We start from the raw sequence: 24,653 nt of genomic DNA on the forward strand, positions 1-24,653 counted from the left end.
AGTCCGGCATCGACTACACCGCAACCGCTTCGGTCGGCGACACCGTGAAGGCAGAGCGTTTCGAGCGTTCGCTGGAATTGTTCAACCGCTAAGACCATGACGACAGGATGAAGCCGGGTCCCTCCCGACCGGCTTCATTCGCTCTGACCTCCAGTCAAGAGCGTCCCTCAAAAAGCTCCGACCGAAAGGCCGGGGCTTTTTTGTATGCGGGTGCCCGCGGGGGCATTCCCGGTTCAGCGGCGGTAGGTGTTGCCGTCGGCGTCGAACAGATGAAGCTTGGCCTTGTCTGCGGTGAAGCGCAGCTTGTCGCCACGCTTGACCTGCTGGTGCCCCGGCATCTTGGCGATGATCGGTTCGTCCTCGGTCAGGTCGTCGACATAGATCAGCGTGACTTCGCCCAGTGCCTCGACAATCGATGCCGTTCCCTCGAACAGGAAATCATCGCCCGTGGTCGCGACCAGATCCTCGGGCCGGACGCCAAAGGAGGCCTTCTTGCCCTTGTCCGCGTCCGGGACCGCGATGCCGGTGTCGACCGATTTGCCATTGGCAAACGAGATGCTGGCACTTGCGCCGGCCTTTTCGATCGTGCCGGGGATGATGTTCATTGCCGGGGAGCCGATGAACTGCGCCACGAACAGGTTTTGCGGCCGGTCGTAGAGCTCCATCGGCGGGCCGACCTGCTCGATGACGCCTTTCGACAGGACCACGATGCGGTCGGCAAGGGTCATCGCCTCGACCTGGTCATGGGTGACATAGATCATCGTGGTTTCGGGCATGGACTCGTTGAGCTTGGCGATCTCGATGCGGGTCGCCACACGCAGGGCAGCGTCGAGATTGGAGAGCGGCTCATCGAACAGGAAGACCTTGGGATCGCGGCAGATGGCGCGGCCGATGGCGACGCGCTGCCTTTGCCCGCCCGAGAGCGCCTTGGGCAGCCGGTCAAGATAATCTTCAAGCTGCAGGATCTCCGCCGCGGAGCGGACCCGGCGGTCGATCTCCTCGTTGCTTTGGCCGGCAATGCGCAGGCCAAAGGCCATGTTGTCGTAGACGGTCATGTGCGGATAGAGCGCGTAGGACTGGAACACCATGGCGATGCCGCGCTTGGAGGGCGGGACATCGTTGACCACCATGCCGTCGATTTCCAGCGTTCCTTCGGTGATTTCCTCCAGCCCGGCAATCATGCGCAGCAGGGTGGACTTGCCGCAACCCGACGGGCCGACGAAGACGATGAACTCGCCCTGCTCGATTTCGAGGTCGACACCGTGAATGACCTTGACGGCACCGTAGGATTTCTTGAGCCCTTTAAGTTTCAAGCCGGCCATATTTTCTCCTCCCCATCACGCCTGACACGGTTTCATCCAAGCTTGGCGAAAAATGCATCGTAAGGTGATATTTCTATTGTATCGGGACGCAAAAATCCCGAGAAACCGTGACCATCCAGCAATTCGAGTTCGCCTTGCGGACGCGCGATGACTTGCGTTTCCTCGCTCAGATTGAAAGCGCAGAAGATTGCCTCATTGCCGTGACGGCGGATCATCGCGAGCACATCGTCGCCGGAATCAACGAATTCGAGAGTGCCTTTGACAAGCGCCGGGTGCGACTTGCGGAAAGCCACCAGCCGCCGGTAATGGTTGAGCATGGAGGCCTGGACATTGTCCTGCTCATCGACTGCCAGATGGCGGTGTTCGGGAGGAATCGGCAGCCAGGGCTGGCCGTTGGTGAAGCCGGCGGACTGTTCATGCCCGGACCAGACCATCGGCGTGCGGCATCCGTCACGGCCCTTGAAATCGGGCCAGAACTGGATGCCATAGGGATCCTGCAGGTCCTCGAAAGCCAGCTCGGCTTCGGTCAGCCCCAGTTCCTCGCCCTGATAGAGGCAGACAGACCCTCTGAGCGACATGATCAGGCCGGCGAGCAGCCGCAGGTAGTGCTCGCGGTCATTGACCTTGTCGCCCCAGCGGGTGGCGTGGCGGACGACATCATGGTTGGAAAAGGCCCAGCAGGCCCAGCCTTCAGGTGCTGCGGTCATGAAGTCCGTCATCACTGTGCGCACGCGGGAAACGGTCAGCGGTGTGCTGGACAGGAACTCGAAGGCATAGCACATGTGCATCTTGTCGCCGCCGGAAGTGTAGTCGGCGACGATCTGCAGCCCGATCTGCGCATCACCAACCTCGCCCACCGCCGTGGTGCCCGGATACTCGTCGAGCAGGGCGCGGAACCGCTTGAGAAACTCGAGGTTTTCCGGTCGGTTCTTGTCATAGACATGGAGCTGGTGGTTGTAGGGATTGACCGCCGGCGCGATGGAATCGTTGCGCAGCTCCTTGGCCAGCGGCGGGTTGTCGCGCAATTGCTCGTCGTGGAAGTAGAAATTGATGGTGTCGAGCCGGAAACCATCGACACCGCGATCAAGCCAGAAGCGCACGACATCGAGCAATGCTGCCCGGACTTCCTCGTTGTGGAAGTTCAGGTCAGGCTGCGAGGTGAGGAAATTGTGCAGGTAATACTGCTCGCGCTTGCCATCCCACTGCCAGGCCGAGCCGCCAAAGATCGACAGCCAGTTGTTGGGCGGGGTGCCATCGGGCTTGGGCTCGGCCCAGACATACCAGTCGGCCTTCGGGTTGGTGCGGTCCATCCGGCTTTCGACGAACCAGGGATGCTGGTCGGAGGAATGAGAGAGTACCAGATCGATGATGATGCGAATGCCGTGATCGTGCGCCACCCTGACCAGGTGATCGAAGTCACCAAGGGTGCCGAACATCGGATCGACATTGGTATAATCCGAGACGTCGTAGCCGAAATCCTTCATCGGCGAGGTGAAGAACGGCGAGATCCAGATGGCGTCGACACCGAGCGAGGCGATGTAGCCGATCCGTTCGGCGATGCCGATCAGATCGCCGATGCCGTCGCCGCTGGTATCCTGATAGGAGCGCGGGTAGACCTGATAGATCACGCCGCCGCGCCACCAGTCGGCATCAGGAACCAGCTCGGTGCCGGTTTGCAGCCGCTTGCCGGCAAGAGTCATGGTTTTCATAAAAGCCTCGTTACTTCACGGACCCGGCCAGAAGGCCGCGCACGAGATATTTCTGCATGGCGAAGAAGACCACCAGCGGCACCGCGATCGACACGAACGCCGAGGTGGCCAGGATCTCCCAGTTGCCGCCGCGGGTGCCGAGCAGTTCGACGATCTGCTTGGTCATGACCGTGGTCTCGCCGGTTGAATCGATGAGGAAGACCAGCGCCACCAGCAGATCGTTCCAGGTCCAGAGAAACTGGAAGATGGCAAACGAAGCCAGCGCCGGAAATGACAGCGGCAGGATGATCTTGACGAAAATCTGGAAATCGGTGGCGCCGTCGACACGGGCATTCTCGATGATGTCGCGCGGCAGGCCGACCATGTAGTTGCGCAACAGGTAGATCGCCAGCGGCAGGCCGAAGCCGGTGTGGGCGAGCCAGACACCGAGATAGCCCTTGCCGATGCCGATGTCATTGTGCAGCCGCAACAGCGGGATCAGCGCCAGCTGCAACGGCACCACCAGCAGGCCGACGACGGCTGCAATCAGCAGCGAACGGCCGGGAAAGCGCATCCAGGCCAGCGCATAGGCGGCAAAGGCGGCGATGACGATCGGGATGATGGTGGCCGGGATGGTGACGGTCAAGGTGTTGAAAAAGGCCTTGGCCATGCCTTCGCGATTGTTCGGGTCGAACAGCACGAAGCGGTAGTTCTCAAGGGTGAATTCGGGCGGACGGGTGGCCGTGGTGAAGACCCGCGGCAGCCGGTTGTCGCCGAAACTCTCGGGCGCGGAAAGGCGGAATGCCCCGTCGGTGGCGACCGTCAGGGTTTCGCCGTTGCCCAGATCGACCACCTGGTCCGGCTCATAGGCTTCGGGCGCACGCGAACTGGTGCCCCAGCGGCTGATGGTAACCTTGTCGCTTTCAAACAGATTGCCGGAAATGACGAACGCGCCGTCGATCTCTTTCTCGACACCGGCGATGCGGATTGCCGGCGCCTGGCGTTCCTGGGTGAACAGGGCTTTCCACCAGCCGGTGTTGGCGATCTGGTCGGCGGTTCGGAAAGAGGAAACGAACAGACCGACGGTGGGGAACATCCAGAGCGCGACCAAGAGCACGACCGAGATGTGAACGGCCCAGACGAGAGGTGACTTTTTCGATGATGTCGAGCGCATCGCCATCTCCCTCAGCGCATTTCTTTGCGGGCGTTGTAGACATTCCAGACCAGAATCGGGGTGACCAGCAGCATTATCACCATGGCGCTGGCGGAGCCGACACCCCAGTCATTGGCGCGGAACAGCTTGTCATACATGTAGTTGGCCAGAACCTGGGTTTCCCATTGGCCGTTGGTCATGGCGAAGACGATGTCGAACACCTTGAGCACGACGATGGTGATGGTGGTCCAGACCACGACGATGGTGCTCATGATCTGCGGCACCTTGATCTTGAAGAAGATCTGGAACGGATTGGCGCCGTCGATGACAGCCGCCTCGATGGTTTCCTCCGGGATTCCGCGCAGCGCCGCCGACAGGATGACCATGGCAAAGCCGGTCTGGATCCAGACCAGCACCACCATCAGGAAGATCGAATTCCAGAACGGGATGGTGAGCCAGGTCTGCGGTTCGCCGTAAGGCAGCCGTGCGGGGACGAGCGAAACAATCGCATCCAGCGAGAGCCAGATCATCCAGGCGGCTGCGATTGCGGCGAACGCCCTGAGAACGAACGCCCACCAATGCGACTTGCCATGGCCCTTTTCGCGACCGAGTACAGGGCGCAGGGTCCGGTAGATGGTGAAAGCCATCAGGGCAGCAAAGAGCGCAACCAGCAGCACCGGAACGATCTTGAGGAACAGGATGGAGAAGGCGCCGCCGTCAAAACTCAGCCACACCGCATTGAGAACGCCGATCTGGTCCTGATCGGCGGGCCGTGTGTCGTAGACCAGTTTCCAGATCACCGCCGCGCCGACAAAGGAGATCGCCATCGGCATGAAGATCAGCGACTTGGCGATACCGCCCCAGGAGATACGGTCGGTCAGCTGGGCGGCGAGCAAGCCGAAACCGGTCGAGAACGCAGGCACGATGATCAGCCAGAGCATGTTGTTGTGCATGGCTTCCCAGAACTTCGGCTCCTGGAACATCTGGCGATAATTGGCAAACCCGACGAAAGCGCCGCCGGCGTCACGGTCGGTCAGCGACAGCCAGAGGGTGGCGAAGACGGGATAGGCGAGATAGAGCCCGAGGGCGAAGAGGGCCGGAAACAGGAACAGCCAGGGCCGGATCTGATTGGCGCGGTTGATGTTGCGCCCGGCATTTTCGCCCTTCGCAGGAAAGAGAACCTTGTCGAGGAACTGGTTGGAAAAATAGAAGTAACCCACGCATCCGCCAACGCCGACGATGATGGTGATCAAGCCCTGAAGTGCCGGATGCATTCCCTTTTCCCCCAAAAGGCAGTTGCCAAGGCAGGCCCCGGAGTGATGCCGGGGCCTGCCGATTTGCTATCGCAAAGCCGTTACTTCAGCGCGTCCCAGGACTTCTGGATTTCCGAAGCCACTTCTTCTGCCGGTTTGCCGCCGGCATAATCGACCATGCCGGTCCAGAACGACCCGGCGCCAACGCCGCCCGGCATCAGGTCGGACCCGTCGAAGCGGAAGGTTGTGGCGCCCAAGAGAATGTCATTCATCTTCTTGAGAGTCGGATCGCCGAACACGTCGGTGTTCACAGCCTTGTAGGGGGTCAGGAAGCCCTTCTGCGCCATCCAGATTTCATGCGCGATCGGCGACTGCAGGAACTTGATCAGCGCCTGTGCACCGGGGCTGTCCTTGGTGATTGCCCAGACGGTGCCTGCGCCCAGAACCGGTTTGCCGAGATCCTTGCTTTCATAGGCAGGCATGTAGAAGAAATCAGCATCGGTGCCGACCTTGGTGCCTTCCGGGAAGAAGGCCGGGATGAAGGAGGCCTGATGGTGCATGTAGCACTGCGGCGGCGACGAGAAGAGACCCTTGGGGCTGTCGCGGAAATCGGTTGTGGCAACCGCGCCCGCGCCACCGGCAACGAACTTGTCGTTACGGGCGAACCAGCCGAATTCCTCGATCGCGCCAATGACGGCAGGATCGGTGAACTTGACCTCGTTGGAGACCCACTTGTCATAGACTTCGGGCGCCTGGGTGCGCAGCATCATGTCCTCGACCCAGTCGGTGGCCGGCCATCCGGTGGCGCCGCCTGATCCCAGGCCGATGCACCAGGGCGTGCCGCCGTCGGCGACGATCTGCTCGGTCAAGGCCTTGAGCTCTTCCATCGACTGCGGGACTTCGTAACCGGCATCCTCGAAGTTTTCCGGGATGTACCAGACCAGCGACTTCACATCGACCTTGTAGAAGAAACCGTAGAGATCCTTGGAGCCGTCCTTGCCGGCATAGGTGCCCAGATCAACCCAGGACTGGCCGGCGGCGTAGTTTTCCTTGACCCAGTCGCCCGTGCCTTCCGGCAGCGGCGACAGGAAGCCGCGCTTGGCCATATCGGCGGCAAGACCCGGCTGCGGGAAGACCGCGATGTTGGGCGCGGAACCGGCTTCGGCATCGATGACGATCTGCTGCTCGAAGCTGTCGGAACCGACATATTTGACGTCGGCGCCGGTGGCCTCGGCGAAATAGGCCAGAACGGCTTCGGCGTTTTCCTGGTCCGGTCCAAGCCACGGCCCGAAGACGGTGACTTCCTCGCCGTTGAGCTGCGTGGCTTTCAGCGCTTCGTAGCTCTCCCAGTTGAAATTGCCTTCACCCGGCGTGAACTTGAGATCGGCAGCATGGGCCGCTCCCAAGGTCAGCGCGACGGCTGCGGCGCTCATCATAAGCAGTTTTTTCATCGAATTCTTCCTCCTGGCCGACGCTGGCCACTCACGTGAAGCTGAACTAGGTCTCGGAGCCGGCGCCATGACTTTTCCAAAGCGCTTTGGCTTGCCTTCAGAGGATTACGAGTGCCTGCTTGAGTCAAGCTGAAATTTGCAATCCCTGCTTGAATTCGGGTCCGGCCTTGCGAGATCCCGAGATTGATGCTGCATTGCGGTACCTTTTCGCATCGCAATGTCCACTTTTTCGCTTTTTCCAGGCATCAAGCTACGGTTAGATGGCGCGGCGGCAAGGCTCGGGATCGCTTGAACGCAATCCCGTTGCCAAAGCGCTTTGAAGGAACTGGACCACGCATGGTGAATCTGAAGCAGCTCTCAGAGCTTCTCGAATTGTCACAGACCACCATTTCCCGGGCGCTCAACGGCTATCCGGAGGTCGGGGAAAAGACCCGGCAGCGGGTGCTCGAAGCCGCCCGCAAACATGGCTACAAGCCCAATTCCAACGCCCGCAAGCTCGCCACCGGCCGTGCGGGCTCGATCGGATATGTGCTGCCCGTCGGACACAATGTCGATCTCGATCCGCATTTTGTCGAGTTCCTGTCCGGCATGGGCGAACATGCGCTGACCCGCGAGGTCGATCTGTCGCTGACGCCTGCGCCGCGTGAACGCGAGACGGAGGCCTATCGCCGCATTGCTGCCAGCCGCTCGGTGGACGGGGTATACCTGTCCTCGATGCGCAATGACGAGCAGCGGATTTCGCTGGTTCGCGAGCTTGGCATTCCGTTCCTGGCGCATGGCCGGGCGCTTGAACCGGCCAATGGATATGCCTTTCTCGACATCGACAACGAGGGCGCCTTTCACGATGCGGCGCGGCTGCTGCTGCAGCTGGGCCATCAGCGCCTTGCCTTCATCAACGGCGACACCAATTTCGCCTTTGCTGTGCACCGGCTCAATGGCGTGATCCGGGCGATGAACGCACACGGCCTTCCGGTTAGCGCACTGCAGCACCATTCCGCCGCGATGAACGAGGAGAATGGCTACCGGCTGGCGATGGCGTTGTTTCGCGATGCCGACCCGGCAACCCGCCCGACCGGCGTGCTGAGCGCCTCTATGTTTTCGACGCTCGGGATCGTGCGCGCCTTCAACCAGCTGGGGATGCGGATACCCGACGACGTCTCGATCATCACCCATGACGATGTTTTCCCGTTTCTCAAGCCCGAGAGCTTCTCGGTGCCACTGACCACCACCCGGTCCTCGATCCGGGCGGCGGGCGCGCGGATCTGCGAACGGCTGGTCAACATCATTTCAGGCAAGGAAGCCGCGCACGTCCAGGAAATCTGGCCGGTCGAGCTGATCGTGCGTGCTTCCACGGGCCCTGCCCCGGCCGAGCGCAGGATTGTGCGGAGGCGGCCTGCGGAGGCGGCTGAATAGGCGCTTCAGGCTGATCCCGGTGTTCGGCTCACGGGAAGCATCACGGCAAGCGGACCGCTTCTTGACGGCGCAACGTTTCGGCAGCCGGCAAGCCATTTTTAACGCCCCGAAGCTATGCTTACGCAGATATGAGCAATTCTGCACAAAGCAATCACCGGGCACTCCGCCAGCGCATCTACAATGATGCGCTCAAAACGGCAATGACCGAGCGGGGCCTGCTTCCTGACCGGTTGCTGACGCCGGAAAGCCGTTTGCACGATGCTTCCCCGGCGCTCAACGCTCTTTACGAAAGCTATTCCTGGGCTGCGCATTCGCTCAAGGCACGCGCCTGGCTGCAAGCAGCTATTTTCTTCAACTTCCTGCTGATGTCATTCGACTATTTTGTCAGCCCCTCCCTTCTGGTGGCGACGCTGATCATCCGCGGCTTCATAATGTCATCCATTTTGCTGGGCCTCTACTTTCTCTGGGGACGGCAGCGTGCAAGCTGGATCCAGGGCGCAACACTGGTTGTAGTCTCGGCGACCATCATGATCGGGTCCGGCGCGCTGGGGGCACTGGGCGGAGTCTCGCTGTTTGAACGCTACACCACCGGGGCGCTGTTCACGGTGGCCACCGCGATCCTGTTCTTCCCGATCGGGTTTCGCTGGACGGTGGCTGCGGTTGTCACTGCGATCGTTCTCCATGCCGTCATGCTCGTCACCGGTCCGGTCCGCGATCCCTTGCTGGCGCTGAGCACCAGCTATTTTTACAGCGGTGCCATCGTTGCTTTCGCCTCGACGCGAAAGGCGACACTGAGGAGCCAGTGGAACAGCTTCAAATCGAAAATCCGGGAACTGCGCGACCAGGAAGCACTGGCCAAACTCAATGCCGAATTGAAGGTCGTCGCCAATCTTGACCCGCTGACCGGAATTCAGAACCGCCGTTCGACCCAGGAGAATATTGCCCGGATCTGGGACGACCCCGCTTATGCCAAGCCGGCGATCGCCGTCCTGATGCTCGATATCGACAACTTCAAACAGCTCAATGATACCCTCGGCCACGCCACCGGTGACGACTGCATAAAGGGAGTGGCCGACAAGATCAGCCTCGCTCTGCACGACGGCGGCATCGTCTCGCGCCACGGTGGGGAGGAGTTCCTCGTGGTGTTGACCGATACCACCGCAAGCGATGCTTTCGCAGTGGCCGAGCGGATACGCAAATCCGTGGAGTCGTTACAGTTGAACACCCCGGGAAATGCGCCGGCAAGCCCGGTGACCGTCAGCATCGGCCTGGCCCTGTGGGCGGGCGACCAGACACCCGACATGCTGATCAACCGTGCTGATGAGGCGTTGTACGACGCCAAGCGCAAGGGCAAGAACCAGACAGTGGTCGCGCAGCCTCCTCAGGATATCAGCGCGCACCCCGGACAGGCTCACAGCCAAAAAGCCCATGACGCTGCCTAGCAGCGCCAACGGTGCATCTGATTAACAACCCAGCTGCCGTTCTCGCGTTGAGGCGGAGGCGCGGCGCTGTTGCCGGACCGGTGTTTTTCAAAACCGATCAGCAGCCAGTACCGGCAACCGTTTAAAACCTTGGCGGCTTGAGGCCGTGGGCGCGCATGGCGGCGGTCACCGTGTTGGCCATCAGCATGGCGATGGTCATCGGGCCGACGCCGCCGGGAACCGGGGTGATGGTGCCTGCCACTTCGGCGCATTCATCAAAGGCGACATCGCCGACCAGCCGGGTCTTGCCTTCACCGCGCTCGGGCGCGTCGATGCGGTTGATGCCGACATCGATCACCGTGGCGCCGGGCTTGACCCAATCGGCCTTGACCATCTGCGGGCGGCCAACGGCGGCCACCAGAATATCGGCATTGCGGCAGACGCCGGGGAGATCCTTGGTGCGGGAGTGGGCCGTCGTCACCGTGGCGTTTGCGGCCAGCAGCAGCGCCGACATCGGCTTACCGAACAGGTTGGACCGGCCGATGACAACCGCATTGAGGCCGGAGAGATCCTCGCCGTGGGTCTGGCGGACAAACAGCATGGCGCCGGCGGGCGTGCAGGAGATCAGGCCGCCATCGAGATCGCCGGTCATCAGCTTGCCGGCATTGACGACATGCAGGCCATCAACATCCTTCTCCGGCCGGATCGACTGGATCACCGGATCGGAATCGAGATGATCCGGCAGCGGCAGCTGCACCAGGATGCCGTGAATTTCCGGATCCTCGTTGAGCCGGGCCACCAGCGCCTCGAGTTCGGCCTGGGTGGTTTCCGCGGGCAAGGTGTGCTGCACCGACTTGAAGCCGCACTGCTTGGCCATGCGGCTCTTGGATGAGACATAGACGTGGGAGGCGGGATCATCTCCGACGATGACCACGGCCAGTCCCGGGCGCGCACCGGTCTGCGCCTCCAGCGCATTGCTGGCCGCCGTCACCTGCTCGACCACGCCCGCCGCGACAGCCTTGCCGTCAATCACCTTCGCCATAATCCATCCTCTTCGATCTGCCGTCTTGCAGCCTGCGCGGCTCTACCGGAACCGTATCCCTTCGCGAACCCTAGAAAACAAGGTCCGAAGGCTGATAGCTTCTTTGCGTCTTCTGGTGACGAATTTCAAGCAGGGCGCGACTGTCAGGCGCTGCGGCGGTCTGAACCGTAGCCATCAATCCGGGAACGGAGCTGATCCATTTCCTTCCGAATCCGGTCGACCGCCTCGTCGTTGCGGACCGGCCGGGCGGGCTCGGCGGGCTGGTGCGCCTGGGCATCCGGCATTGCGGGCGCCTGTTGAACGGGCTGTGGCCAGGTTTGCGCGGGGACTGGTGCGGGCGCGAACTGCGGTTGAGGCGGATAGGCGGGCTGAGCCGGGTAGGCCGCGGCGTAAGGTTGCTGCGGCATCTGTGCGGACTGCGGATAGAACTGGGGTTGCGAAGCCGGCATCATCGGCGATGGCGGCACCGGATAGGGCTGCTGGGCTACCGAATATGCGGTGTTGTGGGCCGGGTGAACCGGCACATACGGACCCGCGGCATAACCGGGATGCTGCGGGTACGACGGCAATGGTGGCTGCTGGGGGTGCGGGTAAGCTTGCGCGTGCGGCTGCATGTAGGGCTGCGGCGCTGCCGGGTAGGCCGGCCATTGCTGCCCAGCCATCCGTGGATCCTGCATCGTAGCCATTGGTTGCTGGGGCGGCAGGGCCGGTCCGGCGTGATGCGACTGGCCATGCGCCGACATGAATGCCTGTGCGTTGCGTCCTGTTTCAGGAGCCTGATGGATTGAGTGCGTGACGGGACCTGATTGCGCCGGGAACCGGTCCCCTAAGCCGTTGTCCATGCGGCCCGGCTCGGCCTGTGCGGACTTCGCGACCACCGGCTCGACACGGACTGGCTCGTGACTGGCGGGATCTTGATCACCGGGTTCTTGCGCGAAATGAGCGCGGGCACCGGAAAATGGTTCGGCTGCGGGCTGGCCGGCAATTGTATTGGTTGCGTCCCTGGCATCGTTGCGGCGTGGCCAGAAACGGTGACCAGGCCCACCGGGAGGTGATCCAGGCGCAGGCGGCTGCGGATAGCCGCCGGAAGGTGATCCCGGGAACCGGGCTTGCGGCAGCATGCCACCATTGTAGGCACGAATGCTTTCGACCGCGCCGGCCAGCAAGGCCAAGCCCAGCCCTGCGAGGAAGCCCGCGATCATGCCGCCAAGGGCGATGAACTTGCGTGACGGGCCCATGGGCTGGAGCGGCGCTTCGGCCGGCGAAATGACACGGACGTTGCGTGTCGACAGGTTGGAGCGTTCGCTGGTCTCGCGCGAGCGGGTGAGGAAGGCCTCGTAGATGCCACGGGTGGCGTTGGCCTTGCGCTCGAGTTCGCGCAGGGTGACCAACTCCACCGACTGGTCGATGGCGCGGCTCTTGGCTACCGCCATCTGGCTTGCCAGTTCCTGCTCGGTTTCGACCGCGCGCTGCAGTTCTGTCTGGGAACTGGCGACGATGCGGCGCAGCTCGGCGCTGATCTCGTTGGTGATGGTCTGGAGCGACTGCCTTGCGGCAATGTACTGCGGATGCCGGGGCCCGAGCCGGGTTGCCAGCGATTCCGCGTTGGACTTGGTCTGGGCGTATTGCTTGCGCAGTTCGCTGAGGTTGGAAGACAGCAGCTCTTCGGGGAAGGCGCCCGAGAGGACATCGTCGATCTTCACCTTGGCCAGATTGTCGGCCTTGACCCGGATACCGACCTTCATGGCGCGCGCATTGGCGAGCTGATCGCTCAGCGCCAGGATCTCCTTGTCGTCGATATACTGCCCGCCAACGCCGACCAGACCGTTCTCGGCCTTAAAGCGCTCGACCTCGCGTTCGGCAGCATCGAGATCGGCGCGCAGCGAGTTGATCCGGGTGTCGATGGATTCCGATGTCCGCTCCAGCAGGCTGGATTGCGCCTGACCTTCGGAATCGAGGTAGGTTTCGACGATCTGGTTGGCGATCAGGGCTGACTTCTCGGGGTCCCTGGTATCGACCCCGACGATGATGACGAAGGTCTTGGCATCGCGGCCGACCGACAGCGCATCACGCAGATTGTTGAGCGCCTTCTGCTCGCCTTCGGAGGCCGGGTTCTTGCCGGTGAACAGCTCCTTGATCAGCGCCACGCCACCGCTGATGCCGCCGGACGACATCGATCCGTTGAACTCCGGATCACGGTCGAGATTCAGATCCTCGACCACTTTTTCCAGAACGCTGGTCGAGGACAATATCTGCAACTGGCTGTCGGTGATCGCCAGCATGGCTTCGGTGGAAAGCTGCTGGTTGCGGATGTCGTCCTCGGTCACCCGGATTTCGCGCGGATCAACAAACAGCCGGCTTTCGGCATAATAGCGGTGCGGCGTCGACAGGGCCATCAGCACGCCGAGCACGGCGCCGGCGACGGTCGCCGCGCCGATCAGGCGGCGGAACCGCCAGACTGCCGAAATCAGGATCGACGCATCGAGCAGCGGCCGGTTTCCATCCTCGTACTGACCGCCAGCGGAAGCGGCGTGCCAATGGTAATGATCGTCGCCGTTATACGGCTCATCACGCGGACGATCGCGGGGGAAAGACGGCTGCTGTGCCTGTTCAGCGCGTTGCGAAGGGCTCTCAGGACGGGCACGCGGCTGCGGTTCCGGCGCTGTCGCGGCAGGCTCGGGCCTGTCAGGCGCGGGTTCACGTTCGATGGCAATCGGTGCGGCCGGTTTGCTTTCCGGTGCGATCGTGCCGATCATGCGGGCGATCCGGTCGCCGAATTTCTCGCGGACGGAAGACGCGGCCCGGTCGGCGTCCGGCGGTGATGGCGCGGCGGCTGGCGCTGCCGGGGTGGCGGGAGCGGATGCGAGCAGGGATTCGGCAGGGCGCGCCGGAGCGTGACTGGCCGGTGGGGCATAGCGCGATGTGGAAATGCGGGCCGAGCGGGAGGGTGTGGCCAGAAGCGACGAGGCGGAGGCCATCGACGCCCTTTCCGTACGGGTAATTTGATCGTCGGTTCCGCGCACAGGCGCGGACGCAGCCGGTGGGGCGTCCCGGGCGTGGTCGAGCAGCGATCCGCGACGGCCGCGGGGTCTTCTGTCTTCGGGTGAATCGCTCATGTCCGGCTTTGGCCGCCCTAACTGGCAAGATTGTCGACTTCGTTAAGACAGGCTATAAATTCATGGGTAACAAATGGTTAATTTCCGGCGAAACATCTGCGAAATCGCCAGTTTTTCAGCAGTGGCGACATCGTCGGGCTTGGTGCCGCCTGGCGCGAAATCCGGACAGATTGAGCCGTTTCAAACGTCGAATTAACACATTCCCCTTATGAATAGACGGACGAAACGACGGGTGCGGCAGCTGCAGCCGTCTTCCCAAAACGGTACTCAATGATTGTTCGCCTGAGACATCTCGCAAGCGCCAATGCCGCAATCATCCGCGCCTATCTTTCCATGGTGGGGGGATCCGCAGGACGGCTGGTGATTTCGCTCGTCTATTTCATCGCGATTGCCAACACGTTGTCGATCAGCGAATTCGGGCTGTTTGCCACGGCGTCGGCCTGCGGCATCATGCTGTCACGGCTCCTGGCCTTCGGGTTTGTTTCACCGCTTTACCGGATCGCCACGGTCAAGACGCGCCTGCTCGGGGTCTATACCGCAGGCTTCCTGGGCGGAGTGGTGCTGTCCGCACCGGTCATTGCGCTGGCGGCGTGGGCGACACATGCCCTGATCTTCAGCGACCAGATGCAGCTTGCGAGCTTCGCAAAGATCATTGTCGCCGAAGTGCTGTGCTGGCGGATCATGGAAATCGTGGTCATCGTCAGCTATGGCACCAACCGTTTCGGCTCCGGTTCGGTGCTGGTGGTGGTGGCGACCGCGCTCAAGACAGTTGCCGCGGTGCTGTTTGCCTGGCTGTCCGATGCAACGCTTGCCAGCTGGGGCTGGTATTACCTTGCCGCCAACGGACTGGCGGCAGTGATCGCGATCCTGTTTTTCTATCCGCGGGTCAGGCTGCGCTGGAAGCTGGCGCTTTATACCCGCCGCTGGGTCGATGCGGTCTCCGTGGCCGGCGCGGAAGTGCTGTTTTACGTCCAGTCGGAGCTCGACAAGGTGCTGGTGCTTTCGCTGGGCGGACCGGAGACGGCCGGGATCTACGCCATCATCATGCGGCTGGTCGACCTGACCGCGCTTCCGGTGCGCGCCTTCCTGACGGTGCTGACGCAAAAACTGATGCGGGCCTCGGCCATGCTCAACAGCCTGAAGAACCGGATACTGCTCGAAGGCGTTGTGGCGGCGGTCTCGACGGCAGGGCTACTTGGCATGGCAGGCTTCCTGTGGCTGTTTCCCAATGCGCTGGGCAAGAATGTCGCCGTGGCGGCACCGCTTCTGATCTTCGTCGCCCTTGTGCCGGCATTCCGCAACCTGATCGAATACCATTCGGAGCTTCTGTATGCGACGGGCCGGACCGTGGTGCGCATGATGATCCTGGCATCGCTCGCCGTGATGAAGGCGCTGTTGCTGGCCTATGTGCTGGGGCTGCATACAGATGTGGTGATCTGGGTCGAGCTTCTGAACGCGGCGTTCCTGGTGCTCTACCTGCAATCGGCCTTGATGACGTACCGGGCGCTGCGCTCGATCAAGAAACGGCCGATCTGAAGCTCATCGCATTCCGGCGACGGGGCACGGCTTGTGAATCACCCCAGACACACGGCGCTTATTGCGGCGTGACTGAAAACGCCAGGCGGCGGATTTCGGATATCGGATGATGCACGAAAGACTGGACCCCGACCGCAACCTGGTCGGGACGCAGATCCCGCATGAAGATCTCGAGACCCTCGATTGTTTCGGGATAGGTTTCGCGGAACCAGAGCATATGACATAGCGCCTGGTCAGAGGGAGCATGCCCCTCCCCGCCCAGAACCTCGTCGGCAAACCGGCCGTAGATCGTGCATTCGGAAATGGCGCGCGAGGAGATCAGCGCACGGACCCAGTTGCGGCCGGTGGTTTTCTCGATGTGATCGAGCAATGCGCGGGCGGTGTCGGCCCGCCAGCCGATAAAGGTGTTGATGTAGTCATGTGCCGGGGTGACGGTCGCGGGCAAACCGAGCAGATGGCCGGCATGGGCCAGCCAGTCGTGATGCTCGGACATTGTCTCGCTGACACCGCCATCAATGCGGAACATCCGCATTTTCCCGTCCACCCACATGCTTGCGGGATCATAGGGACGCACCATCACCACGTCGGAATCGATCGACAACAGCATGTCGGCATCGATGTGCCGCGCCAGCGCCAGACGCCGGATCTGCTGGGCATGCCAGCCGCGCAAAGGCACGGAGAACGGGCTCAGCCAGACACGGCGGCGGCCGAAACTTGACGGATCGGGGAAGGATCGCAGCCAGCGCGGAAACAGATCGGTTTCACTGACAACGGTTCGGCGCGGACCTTCGAGTGGCTTGAATGCAGCAACATCGCGCGGCTCGACCAGAATGTAATGATGCCAGTCGCCCAACAGGAACCGGTCAAGGCTTTCACACATCAGGCTGCAACGTTCCAGGTCAGCGGACCAGGACGCGGTCATTACGGCTGTCTTCATTGCAGTTCCGGTCGGTTCCTGAAGGCGGGTATTGCGTTGGATGTCAGGCAGGCATCCCGGATTGCCGGCCCGCACCGAATACCTTGTAGCGCAAGAGATGGAAGAGGAAAACCGGGTTGCCGAGAATGTAGCGGCGCCACAGACGGGACGGTTCCTGAACCAGGCGCCAGACCCATTCGAGCCTCAGATTGCGGATGGTCTCAGGGGCACGCGGAACCGCGCCCGAGACGAAATCGAACAGTGCGCCGACGCCAAAGACAACACGGCCATGGCCCTGCCTGATGTTGCTGTCGATCCAGATTTCCTGTGACGGGCTTCCCATCGCCACAAGAGTGATGTCGGGATTGATTGCGGCGAGATCCGCGAGCACCTTCGCGCTGTCGGTCTTGTCGAAATACCCGTCCGATACGGCGACGAACTGATGCCACGGGGTGGCTGACCTGAAGTTGGCGACCGCACGCTCGAGAATTTCCGGGCGGGCACCGATCAGCGCCACTTTCAGCGGCTTCTCAGCATGTACCAGCAGTGCGGGAATGAAATCAGTGCCATTGAGGTTGGCCGGGAAGGATGTGCCGTGGAGCGCGCGTGAGGCAATATCGACGCCGACGCCGTCGGGCAGCACCTCGGACTTGCTGAGGCCCTGGCGATATTTGGCATTGCGCATGGCAAGGTTGGCATTGTTGGCGTTGAGGAAATTGAAAATGCGCTGCGGACCATTGCCGTAGATCGCATGCGTCAGCTCATCGAGCGCCTGGGCCCAGCCCAAGGCTGCGACACGGATGCCCATGATGTCGCGATGCTGACCTTTTTCCAATGCTGGCATGATAACTCCGAACACTCTGCCTTGATGCGGGCATTCCCTTGTGGGGCACCCTGACAGTGGTGTTAGCACTTCCTTAACTTTTCCGCAGCCGCATTTCACAAATGGGGTTAAAGCCTTAATTTACCTGTTGTTAACCATGCTGAAAGCCCCGTTCCAGACCATGCGCCAGGGCGGTCTTCAAACCATCCAGCTGCAGCGCATGAAAGGCTCTGCCATCGCGGTCGAGAGGCTCTCCTGCGCGTGAGCGGCCGACCATCTCGATCAGCGACCGGGCGAAGGCTTCGGGGTCATCTGCGACCGCACAATTTTCCGGCTGGGCGGAGATTCCGCGCAATGCGCTTGCCGTCGCCACCGATGGCAACCCCATCTCGAATGTCTCGATCGTCTTGAGCTGGACACCGGTGCCGGTGCGCGAGATCAGCGGCACGACCCGGCAGGATTGAACGAAGGCGCGGGCATCGGGGACACGCCCCAGAAACGCAACATTGTCCGGGGCACCCGGCAGGTCGGAGCCGATGCCGCCGGCAATCGCGATACGGAAATCGCCTGGCAGGCGCGGGGCGATCTCTTCAAGGAACCAGTCGAGACCGGACCGGTTGGCGGCCCAGCTCCAGGTCCCGATCATCCCGGCATCGTAGATCGGTGTGCGTGGCGAAGACGAATGCGGCGGCGTGACCGAGGTGACCAGGGGCAGAACCGTTGACCGGTCGTCGCCGGCAACACCAAGTGCCGCACGGTCAGGCTCGGCCAAGGTGAAGACATGGCCCGACATGGCACAGAGACCGTTCTCGAGTTCGGCCAGAAGCCGGGAATCGCGCCTGAACAGGAAACGGGTAACCGGATTTGCCGCATTGGCGGCATTGTCGGCAGCGCTGTCGGCCTCGACATTGTGGGCGATGAAGACCGAGGGGTAAGCCGCGAACACGTCTTTGAAGGCACCGGGCAGTTGCACCGAATTGAGGATCAGCCCATCAACCGGGCCGAGTTCGGCCAATGCGGCGCGGATGTCTGACGCTGTGACGGCGTGCATCTTGGCCACAGACACAGGTTCCCCGTGAACAAAGGCATCTTTCAGCCAGAGCGCCTTCTGCAACTTGCCGACACGCGCATTTGTCACTTCCAGCCGGCCCAGCAGCCTGGTGCCACCGGGATGGGCGGGCTTCTGGCCGGGCTGCAGGAAACCAAGCACAGACACCTTATGACCAAGCAGCCGGATCGCATCGACGATCACCCGGTTGGCAATGTCATAGCCAGACGTCGGGTTTGTCACCGGGACAAGCGATGAGATGAAGACAAGATGCATGCGAATTCCGTTCCGATGTTGGCGCAGACTATAGCGCGACGGCTTGAAAGGCCCGTTAAATGCCTGATTCAAATGCTGCATATCGCCTTCAGGCATTCTTCAGACACCTGTGATTGGATGGAAACGTACCAACCGGATATCCATCATGACGCCTGATCCCGTTTCCGTGTCCGAGCACGCCCGCTCCACAGACCTCAAGCCGGACCGTATCCGCGTCGTCATCACGCTGCCGACATTCCGCAGGCCCGACCACCTGATGATGACGCTGGACTCGCTGCAGGCGCAAGGATTTGGCGACGATACGGCCGTGGTGGTCATGGACAATGACGCCGAAGGGCTGCAGGGTGCGCGCGCCGCAGCCGACTGGCTGACGAACTCGCGGCTCAAGGGCATCGTCATCGTGGCGCACCAGCGCGGCAACTGCCACGCCTACAATGCAGGCTGGGAAACCGCGCTGGCGGAATTTCCCCGGCTCACCCATGTCGCCGTCATCGATGACGATGAAATTGCAGGTCCTGACTGGCTGTCCGGGCTGATGAAGACCGCGCAGAAGACCGGCGCGGATATCGTCGGCGGCCCGCAAATCCCGGTGTTCGCCGACAAGAGGCTGGACGGCTGGCGCAGGCATCCGGTCTTTACCCCGCATTACCAGGAATCCGGCATCGTGCCGATCCTCTATTCCTCCGGCAATGTGCTGATCTCGCGGCCGGTGCTAGACATGATGCCGAGGCCGTTTCTCGATCCGGCCTTCAATTTCATTGGCGGGGGCGACAGCGATTTCTACCGCCGCGCCAAGGCACGCGGTTTCTCCTTCGGCTGGAGTGCGGAAGCGGCGGTGATGGAGACGCTGCCATCGCGGCGGGCCGAGTTTTCGTGGCTGAACGCGCGGTCGCTGCGGAACGGGGCGATTTCGGCAATCCTGGAAAAACGGCAATGGCCGGGCATTCCAGGCCGGGCCCGCACGCTGGCCAAATCGCTGGCGCTGCTGGCCGCTTCACCGTTGCGCGGCCTCCGGCTCGGGTTTCAAACCGGTTCGGCGGTGATCGGGCTCTATCATATCCAGGTGGCTGTCGGGCGGCTGATGGCAGAATTCGGACTGGTCAACGAACAGTACCGCAACCCCGAAAGCAACTGACGCTACATCGTCAAATTCGCAATGATCGAGCCGCAGCATCTGCTGCTGCGGCTCGCCATGTACGGATCAGTGTGACTGTGCTTCAGCTGCAGGCGGCGGGGCCTCGCGTTCGATTGTCGGGTTGTTCTTGAGAGAACGGCCCTGCTGCACATTGGAGCGGATATCTTCCTTGGACAGGAAATCGATCTGTTCGACGATGACATCGTGGAACAGCTCTTCGCCGACCCGCTCGTTGAGGGTGGTTCGAATGTGGGTCTTGAACGCCTCGAGATCAAACCTCTCCATGTCGGGGAAGTCGATAACCGGTTCGCCCACCAGCGCCGTATAGAGCGCGTCGGTGATCAGCTCGTTGACCGGGACACTGAGCTTCTCGGTCTTGAGCGGATCGACCGTGTAGGACAGCCGGGTCAGGAAGTATCCCTGCACGGCTCCGCTGCTGATGACCGGAATTGATGTGACTTCACCGCGGATGGTCTCCAGGCCGCCGAACATCGCAGGATCGGGCTCAACCACTTCCTTTGTGTTGGTGACCTGGACCGAGACATAGACCGATGCCAGCGCCACCACGCATATCCAGACGCCAGTGGCGAGCAGTTTGATCATGACAGTTCGATAGCCTTGAACTGGTCAGCGGAATAGGTGCCGTCCGCTTCCCATGCCGCAACGGTTTCCTTGATCATGTCGGCAATGTCGCGAACCGCCTCCATGTGCGCCCTGACCTTGAGGTTGTTGATTTGCAGCTTGGCCCGCACAGTTTCCAGATGGGCCTTGTGCTCGGGCTCGAGATCTTCGGGACGAATGCCGTTGAACAGCATTGTCATGTCATAGAGGCAGCGGCTCTTGATGGTGTTCGACCGCGTGATGTCAAACTCGGGATCGGCGCCGATCGCCGCATTTTCAGCGTCGATAACAGCTTCAAGACGGGACAGGACGCCGATGATCCGGTGATCGTGTGAATTCATTTCGCTCATGCTGTTTGTTGCCCCTGGCTGGATTTTTCTATCGCGTCTTTGGATTCAACAGATCCGGCAACATCTGCGAGGACCTGTTTCTGGATTTCGTTGATCAGTCCGGCTGCGCGGTTGGACACGTTGGAGCCCAAAGCATCGGCCGATTCAGGCGCCAGCCCAGTGCTGAAACGGTCACCCATCATGCGCGCGGCAATGCCGATGCCGCCGCCCTTGGAGAGCACGGCACCGAGCTGTTCGGCCATCATGCCTTTCCAGATGTCACCTGCAGTCCCCTCGCCGTAGAGCTGTTCGCTGTCTTTGGGCAGCATGGAGCCGATGAAATTCTGCAGGATCATCGCTTCGAAGCGCTGATAGATTTCAAGTGACTTGTCGGGAACCGCGTCCTTGGCTGATGCCCCGTCCTTGCCGGACGCGACGGAGACCGATGACGAATCGGCGGATGCCAGCAGCTGGTGCTGGAATGCTGGCGTGCCGGCGGCCTGCTCGGATTTGCGAACCGAAGCCGCTTCGAGCATTGCTTCCGCCCGCTGCGCCACCGCGGGATCCGCCGCCCGGACAACATCAAGAATAATATCGGTTGCTGTTTGTATGGACAAAGAGCCTGCCTCGCAGAAACTGACCGGAAATGATCACCGTCACTTTGCCCTATGAAGCTTACGCTGGCCTTGCGCAGCCGAGCCGGCAGCAGGCGTGATTCAGTCGGACCCGCGGTGCTGAAGCGAGCTGTCGAGCAGATCGAACAGGGTTTCGTCGGTGGCCAAACGATCCTCGGCCTCGGCCGCCCGGTCAGCCTGGTCGGACAACCGGTCGGCCTTGGTCTTTTCTGTCAGCATGCGGCGTTCCTGCACGCCCTTGGCGCCTTCCAGCAACTGCGATTTTGCAGACAGCCGCTGAAACCGCTGGGCGTATTGATGCGACATCGCCGCATGGATCGGATTGAAAGAGCCGACAGCCTGCACCAGGGCGTCCTGGGTCGCCTCCGTCAAGGCCTGCTCGCGCAAGGTGAGGGACAACTCGTACTCGGCCATCCGCTCAACCTGGCGCTGAACGCGGACGAGACGGGCGAGTTTTTCCGAGCGCGACGTCGCCATTTCAGATCAACCCCATGAACAGGGCTTCAAACCCGTCGATGAACTGCGAGAAAAACGTGTGGGAGCCGAAATAGAACAGGATCAGTCCGCCGGCGAGGATGTAGGGAATGGAGATGAAGTAGACCGGAATCTGCGGTGCGAGCTTGTTGACCATGCCGATCGACAGGTTGAAAATCAGACCATAGACCATGAACGGACTGGCCAGCCTGAGAACCAGCATGAACGAGCCTGCAAGCGTGTCGGTGAGGGTCATCAACGCAAGCCTGGGCTCGAACCCGGTGCTCATCGGCATGAAGCTGTAGGAGCGGACCAGCGAGCCGATTATCATGTGGTGGAAGTCGGTCAGGAACAGGATGAACAGCGCGGTAAAGGTGATCAGCGACGTCAGCTGGCCTTCCGGTTCGTTCTCTATGACCCCGCCGCCGGGCGAGGAGTTGAAACCGATCGCCATCGACATGGCCGTGCCGGCATATTGAAGCGACAGAACAATGAAGCGGGCAACCAGGCCCAGGGTGACGCCAATGAGAATTTCGGCGCCGACAAGAAGGATATAGTCGCCGTTGCCGCCCTGCACCTTGGGGTAGATGGTGTCCCAGAGGATGGGAAGCAGCGCCATGGAAACGCCGACCGCAACGAAAAGGCGAACCTGGACCGGAACCCGAAAACTGGAGAAACCCGGCAGCACCATGAAGCAGCCGCCGATCCGGCAGAACGCCAGGAACAGCGCAAGAACCGTTCCTTGCGGGTCCTCGATCACGAAATCGAGCCGAGAAGCTTGATCTCGATACCCTTCGCGATTTCGACGTGCGAGAGCACCGGCAATGTTGCAAAAATCCGTTCGACAATCATGCGGACATAAGGCCGTGAGTCGGGCGAAGTTACCAGCACAAACGGCACGCCCTTGTCCATGTGTTCACGGATAACCTTGGTTGCTTCCTCGGAAAACTCCTCAAGCATGCGCGGATCGATGTCGAATTCGATGATCTCGCCCTTCGGATCGCGCTTGAGCGCCTGGTGGAAGGCCAGATCCCAGCGGTTGCCGAGCCTGAGCACGTTGAGCTGACCGTCGCGGGCAATGTCGCCGCAGAGCTGCTGGGCCATGCGGATGCGAACATGCTCGACGATCTGCTCGGTCTTGCGCACATGCGGCGCGAGTTCGGCAACGGCTTCGAGAATGAGATGCAGGTTGCGGATCGAGACCCGTTCGGCAAGCAGGAGCTTGAGAACCGCCTGGAAACCGGAATAGGTCATGTGCGAGGTGCAGATCTCGTCGGCCAGCTTGCGGTATTCCGGATCGAGCCTGTCGATGAGGATCTTCATGTCCTTGTAGGACAGCAGCTGCGGTAGGTTGTTGCGGATCACCTCGGAAAGGTGGGTCAGCACGACGGAGACGTTGTCGATCGGCTGGAAGCCTTCACGCTTGAGGTCAGCACCAAAGCTTTCAGGCACAGACAGTGCGGGCAGACCGAACGCGGGTTCGCGGATCTCGTCGCCGGGAATCGACGGACGATGCGAACCGGCAAGAACCACAAGAAGCTCGCCGACCCGGAGGTCATTGGCGGCCACCGTGGTTCCGTGAATCCGGATATGATAGCTCTTGTCCTTGATCGAGATGTCGTCGGTGACCTTGATCTCGGGCACGACGAAGCCGTACTGGGTGGCGAATTTCTTGCGCATCTTGGCGACGCGGAAGGCCAGTTCCTCGTGCGATCCGAGCAACTTGGTGGCAACCTGCTTGCCGAGCACCAGTTCGATTTCGGCGGTCTTGAGGATGTTTTTGACGGAATCCTTTTCCTTGTCCTTTTCCTCCTGCTCGGAGCGATGGATCTCCTGCGCCTCGGCGCGGGCCTTCTGGTCGCGCTGACGCGGGATGATCCAGCTTCCGAAAGCCATGCCGGCGCCCAGCAGCACGAAGGGGATGAACGGCAGGCCTGGCATGACGGCCAGCAGGAACAGCAATCCGGAAGATGCAAACAGCGCGCGGGGATAGCCGCCGAGCTGATCGATGACAGCCTCGTCGGTGGAGCCCAGCTGACCACCGCGGGAGACCAGGAGGCCCGCTGCCAGCGACACGATCAGGGCCGGGATCTGGCTGACCAGTCCGTCGCCCACGGAGAGCCGTACGAACACATCGGCCGCTTCGCCGATCTGCATGTCATGGCGGGCGTAACCGATGATCACGCCGCCGAACATGTTGATGCCGGTAATCAGCAGGCCGGCAATGGCGTCGCCGCGCACGAACTTCGAGGCACCGTCCATGGAGCCGAAGAACGAGCTCTCCATCTCCAGTTCCTTGCGCCGGTCGTGGGCCTGCTTGTCATCGATCATGCCGGCCGAGAGATCGGCGTCGATGGCCATCTGCTTGCCGGGAATGGCGTCAAGGGTAAAGCGGGCGCCGACTTCAGCGATACGGGTGGCGCCCTTGGTGATGACGATGAAGTTCACAGTCACCAGAATGAGAAAGACGATAACGCCGATGACGAAGTCACCCGACATCACCATCTGCGAAAAACCGCCGATGACCTTTCCGGCCGCCTCCGGGCCAAGATGGCCTTCGGACAGGATCACACGCGTGGTCGCGATGTTGAGCGACAGGCGCATCATCGTGGCGATCAGCAGAATGGTCGGGAACGAGGAGAAATCGAGCGGACGCCGGATCCACAATGCCACCATCAGGATAAGCACCGAGAACGCGATCGAGAACGCCAGTCCGATATCAATAAGGAAAGCCGGAATCGGCAAAAAGAGAATAGACAGGATGACGACAATGCCAAAGGCAAAGCCCATGTCCTTTCCCTGAAAGCTTGTTTTCTGGATCGCCAGCGCTTGCGGGTTGGCCATGTTTGCGGAGCTCCGGAACACAGCGCAGGCATCATGCCCACGCAATAAGTCACCGGGACCCTAGAGGCCGAAGCTTGCGCGAAGGTGGCATTGTGATTGCTGGTGCGGGATCATGGCGTTTTCCGCCGCAGGCTGTTTGCCCGGTTCGCGCAGCATA

Annotated in this window: 20 protein-coding genes; 4 read left to right on the forward strand and 16 right to left on the reverse strand. The window is 61.4% G+C overall.

Features of this window, described 5'->3' with window-relative positions:
* Positions 1–233: 233 nt before the first annotated feature.
* The 5 genes from ugpC to WNY80_RS15140 form a co-directional block, all read right to left on the reverse strand.
* A complete protein-coding gene (ugpC, locus tag WNY80_RS15120; protein ID WP_342888236.1) occupies positions 234–1,322 on the reverse strand; it encodes a sn-glycerol-3-phosphate ABC transporter ATP-binding protein UgpC in 1,089 nt (362 codons plus the stop codon).
* A gap of 32 nt (positions 1,323–1,354) precedes the next feature.
* A complete protein-coding gene (locus WNY80_RS15125) occupies positions 1,355–3,022 on the reverse strand; it encodes an alpha-glucosidase (protein WP_342888452.1) in 1,668 nt (555 codons plus the stop codon).
* 19 nt (positions 3,023–3,041) lie between these two features.
* The gene (locus WNY80_RS15130; protein WP_342888237.1) at positions 3,042–4,184 is read right to left on the reverse strand and encodes a carbohydrate ABC transporter permease; all 1,143 of its coding nucleotides are present in this window, start codon (positions 4,182–4,184) and stop codon (positions 3,042–3,044) included.
* 11 nt (positions 4,185–4,195) lie between these two features.
* Entirely contained in the window at positions 4,196–5,437 is a 1,242-nt protein-coding gene (locus WNY80_RS15135) for a sugar ABC transporter permease (RefSeq protein WP_342888238.1), read from the reverse strand.
* Positions 5,438–5,517: 80 nt separating this feature from the next.
* Complete coding sequence (locus tag WNY80_RS15140) at positions 5,518–6,867, reverse strand: ABC transporter substrate-binding protein (RefSeq protein ID WP_342888239.1); 1,350 nt, start codon at positions 6,865–6,867, stop codon at positions 5,518–5,520.
* 339 nt (positions 6,868–7,206) lie between these two features.
* Between WNY80_RS15140 and WNY80_RS15145 the strand changes: the two genes are divergently transcribed.
* Together WNY80_RS15145 and WNY80_RS15150 are read left to right on the forward strand one after the other, a co-directional pair.
* Entirely contained in the window at positions 7,207–8,280 is a 1,074-nt protein-coding gene (locus WNY80_RS15145) for a substrate-binding domain-containing protein (protein WP_342888453.1), read from the forward strand.
* 128 nt (positions 8,281–8,408) lie between these two features.
* Positions 8,409–9,722: a GGDEF domain-containing protein gene (locus WNY80_RS15150; protein WP_342888240.1), complete on the forward strand. Its 1,314-nt coding sequence runs from the start codon at positions 8,409–8,411 to the stop codon at positions 9,720–9,722.
* A 121-nt stretch (positions 9,723–9,843) separates the two neighbouring features.
* Here WNY80_RS15150 and folD read toward each other — a convergent pair whose 3' ends face one another.
* Entirely contained in the window at positions 9,844–10,743 is a 900-nt protein-coding gene (gene folD / locus WNY80_RS15155; protein WP_342888241.1) for a bifunctional methylenetetrahydrofolate dehydrogenase/methenyltetrahydrofolate cyclohydrolase FolD, read from the reverse strand.
* A 143-nt stretch (positions 10,744–10,886) separates the two neighbouring features.
* Positions 10,887–13,859 (reverse strand): GNVR domain-containing protein, encoded by a 2,973-nt coding sequence (locus WNY80_RS15160; protein WP_342888242.1) that lies wholly within the window; start codon positions 13,857–13,859, stop codon positions 10,887–10,889.
* 270 nt (positions 13,860–14,129) lie between these two features.
* On the opposite strand from WNY80_RS15160, the gene WNY80_RS15165 reads away from it, so the two are divergent.
* A complete protein-coding gene (locus WNY80_RS15165) occupies positions 14,130–15,395 on the forward strand; it encodes a lipopolysaccharide biosynthesis protein (RefSeq protein ID WP_342888243.1) in 1,266 nt (421 codons plus the stop codon).
* Between the two features lie 58 nt (positions 15,396–15,453).
* Here the strand turns inward: WNY80_RS15165 and WNY80_RS15170 are convergent, their stop codons facing one another.
* The 3 genes from WNY80_RS15170 to WNY80_RS15180 all read right to left on the reverse strand — a co-directional run bounded on the left by WNY80_RS15170 (position 15,454) and on the right by WNY80_RS15180 (position 18,458).
* Positions 15,454–16,332, reverse strand: a complete 879-nt coding sequence (locus WNY80_RS15170; protein ID WP_342888244.1) for a DUF6492 family protein — start codon at positions 16,330–16,332, stop codon at positions 15,454–15,456.
* Positions 16,333–16,375: 43 nt separating this feature from the next.
* Entirely contained in the window at positions 16,376–17,155 is a 780-nt protein-coding gene (locus WNY80_RS15175) for a WecB/TagA/CpsF family glycosyltransferase (protein ID WP_342888245.1), read from the reverse strand.
* Positions 17,156–17,285: 130 nt separating this feature from the next.
* The gene (locus WNY80_RS15180; protein ID WP_342888246.1) at positions 17,286–18,458 is read right to left on the reverse strand and encodes a glycosyltransferase family 4 protein; all 1,173 of its coding nucleotides are present in this window, start codon (positions 18,456–18,458) and stop codon (positions 17,286–17,288) included.
* 145 nt (positions 18,459–18,603) lie between these two features.
* Here WNY80_RS15180 and WNY80_RS15185 point away from each other — a divergent pair, with 145 nt between their 5' ends.
* Positions 18,604–19,593 carry a glycosyltransferase gene (locus WNY80_RS15185; protein WP_342888247.1) on the forward strand — a complete coding sequence of 330 codons (990 nt, stop codon included), beginning with the start codon at positions 18,604–18,606 and terminating at the stop codon, positions 19,591–19,593.
* Positions 19,594–19,659: 66 nt separating this feature from the next.
* Here the strand turns inward: WNY80_RS15185 and WNY80_RS15190 are convergent, their stop codons facing one another.
* From WNY80_RS15190 to flhA, 6 genes are all read right to left on the reverse strand, one after another.
* Positions 19,660–20,196 (reverse strand): hypothetical protein, encoded by a 537-nt coding sequence (locus WNY80_RS15190; RefSeq protein ID WP_342888248.1) that lies wholly within the window; start codon positions 20,194–20,196, stop codon positions 19,660–19,662.
* A complete protein-coding gene (locus tag WNY80_RS15195) occupies positions 20,193–20,564 on the reverse strand; it encodes a hypothetical protein (protein WP_342888249.1) in 372 nt (123 codons plus the stop codon). Before WNY80_RS15195 ends, WNY80_RS15190 begins: the two co-directional genes overlap by 4 nt.
* Positions 20,561–21,160: a rod-binding protein gene (locus WNY80_RS15200; RefSeq protein ID WP_342888250.1), complete on the reverse strand. Its 600-nt coding sequence runs from the start codon at positions 21,158–21,160 to the stop codon at positions 20,561–20,563. Before WNY80_RS15200 ends, WNY80_RS15195 begins: the two co-directional genes overlap by 4 nt.
* Before the next feature lie 99 nt (positions 21,161–21,259).
* Positions 21,260–21,655: a hypothetical protein gene (locus WNY80_RS15205; protein ID WP_342888251.1), complete on the reverse strand. Its 396-nt coding sequence runs from the start codon at positions 21,653–21,655 to the stop codon at positions 21,260–21,262.
* A gap of 1 nt (position 21,656) precedes the next feature.
* On the reverse strand, positions 21,657–22,412 hold the full coding sequence (gene fliR / locus WNY80_RS15210) for a flagellar biosynthetic protein FliR (RefSeq protein WP_342888252.1): 756 nt from the start codon (positions 22,410–22,412) through the stop codon (positions 21,657–21,659).
* Entirely contained in the window at positions 22,409–24,496 is a 2,088-nt protein-coding gene (gene flhA, locus WNY80_RS15215) for a flagellar biosynthesis protein FlhA (RefSeq protein WP_342888253.1), read from the reverse strand. Before flhA ends, fliR begins: the two co-directional genes overlap by 4 nt.
* Positions 24,497–24,653: the final 157 nt, after the last annotated feature.

This window comes from Hoeflea sp. AS16, assembly GCF_038900095.1.
Classification (GTDB): Bacteria; Pseudomonadota; Alphaproteobacteria; order Rhizobiales; family Rhizobiaceae; genus Hoeflea.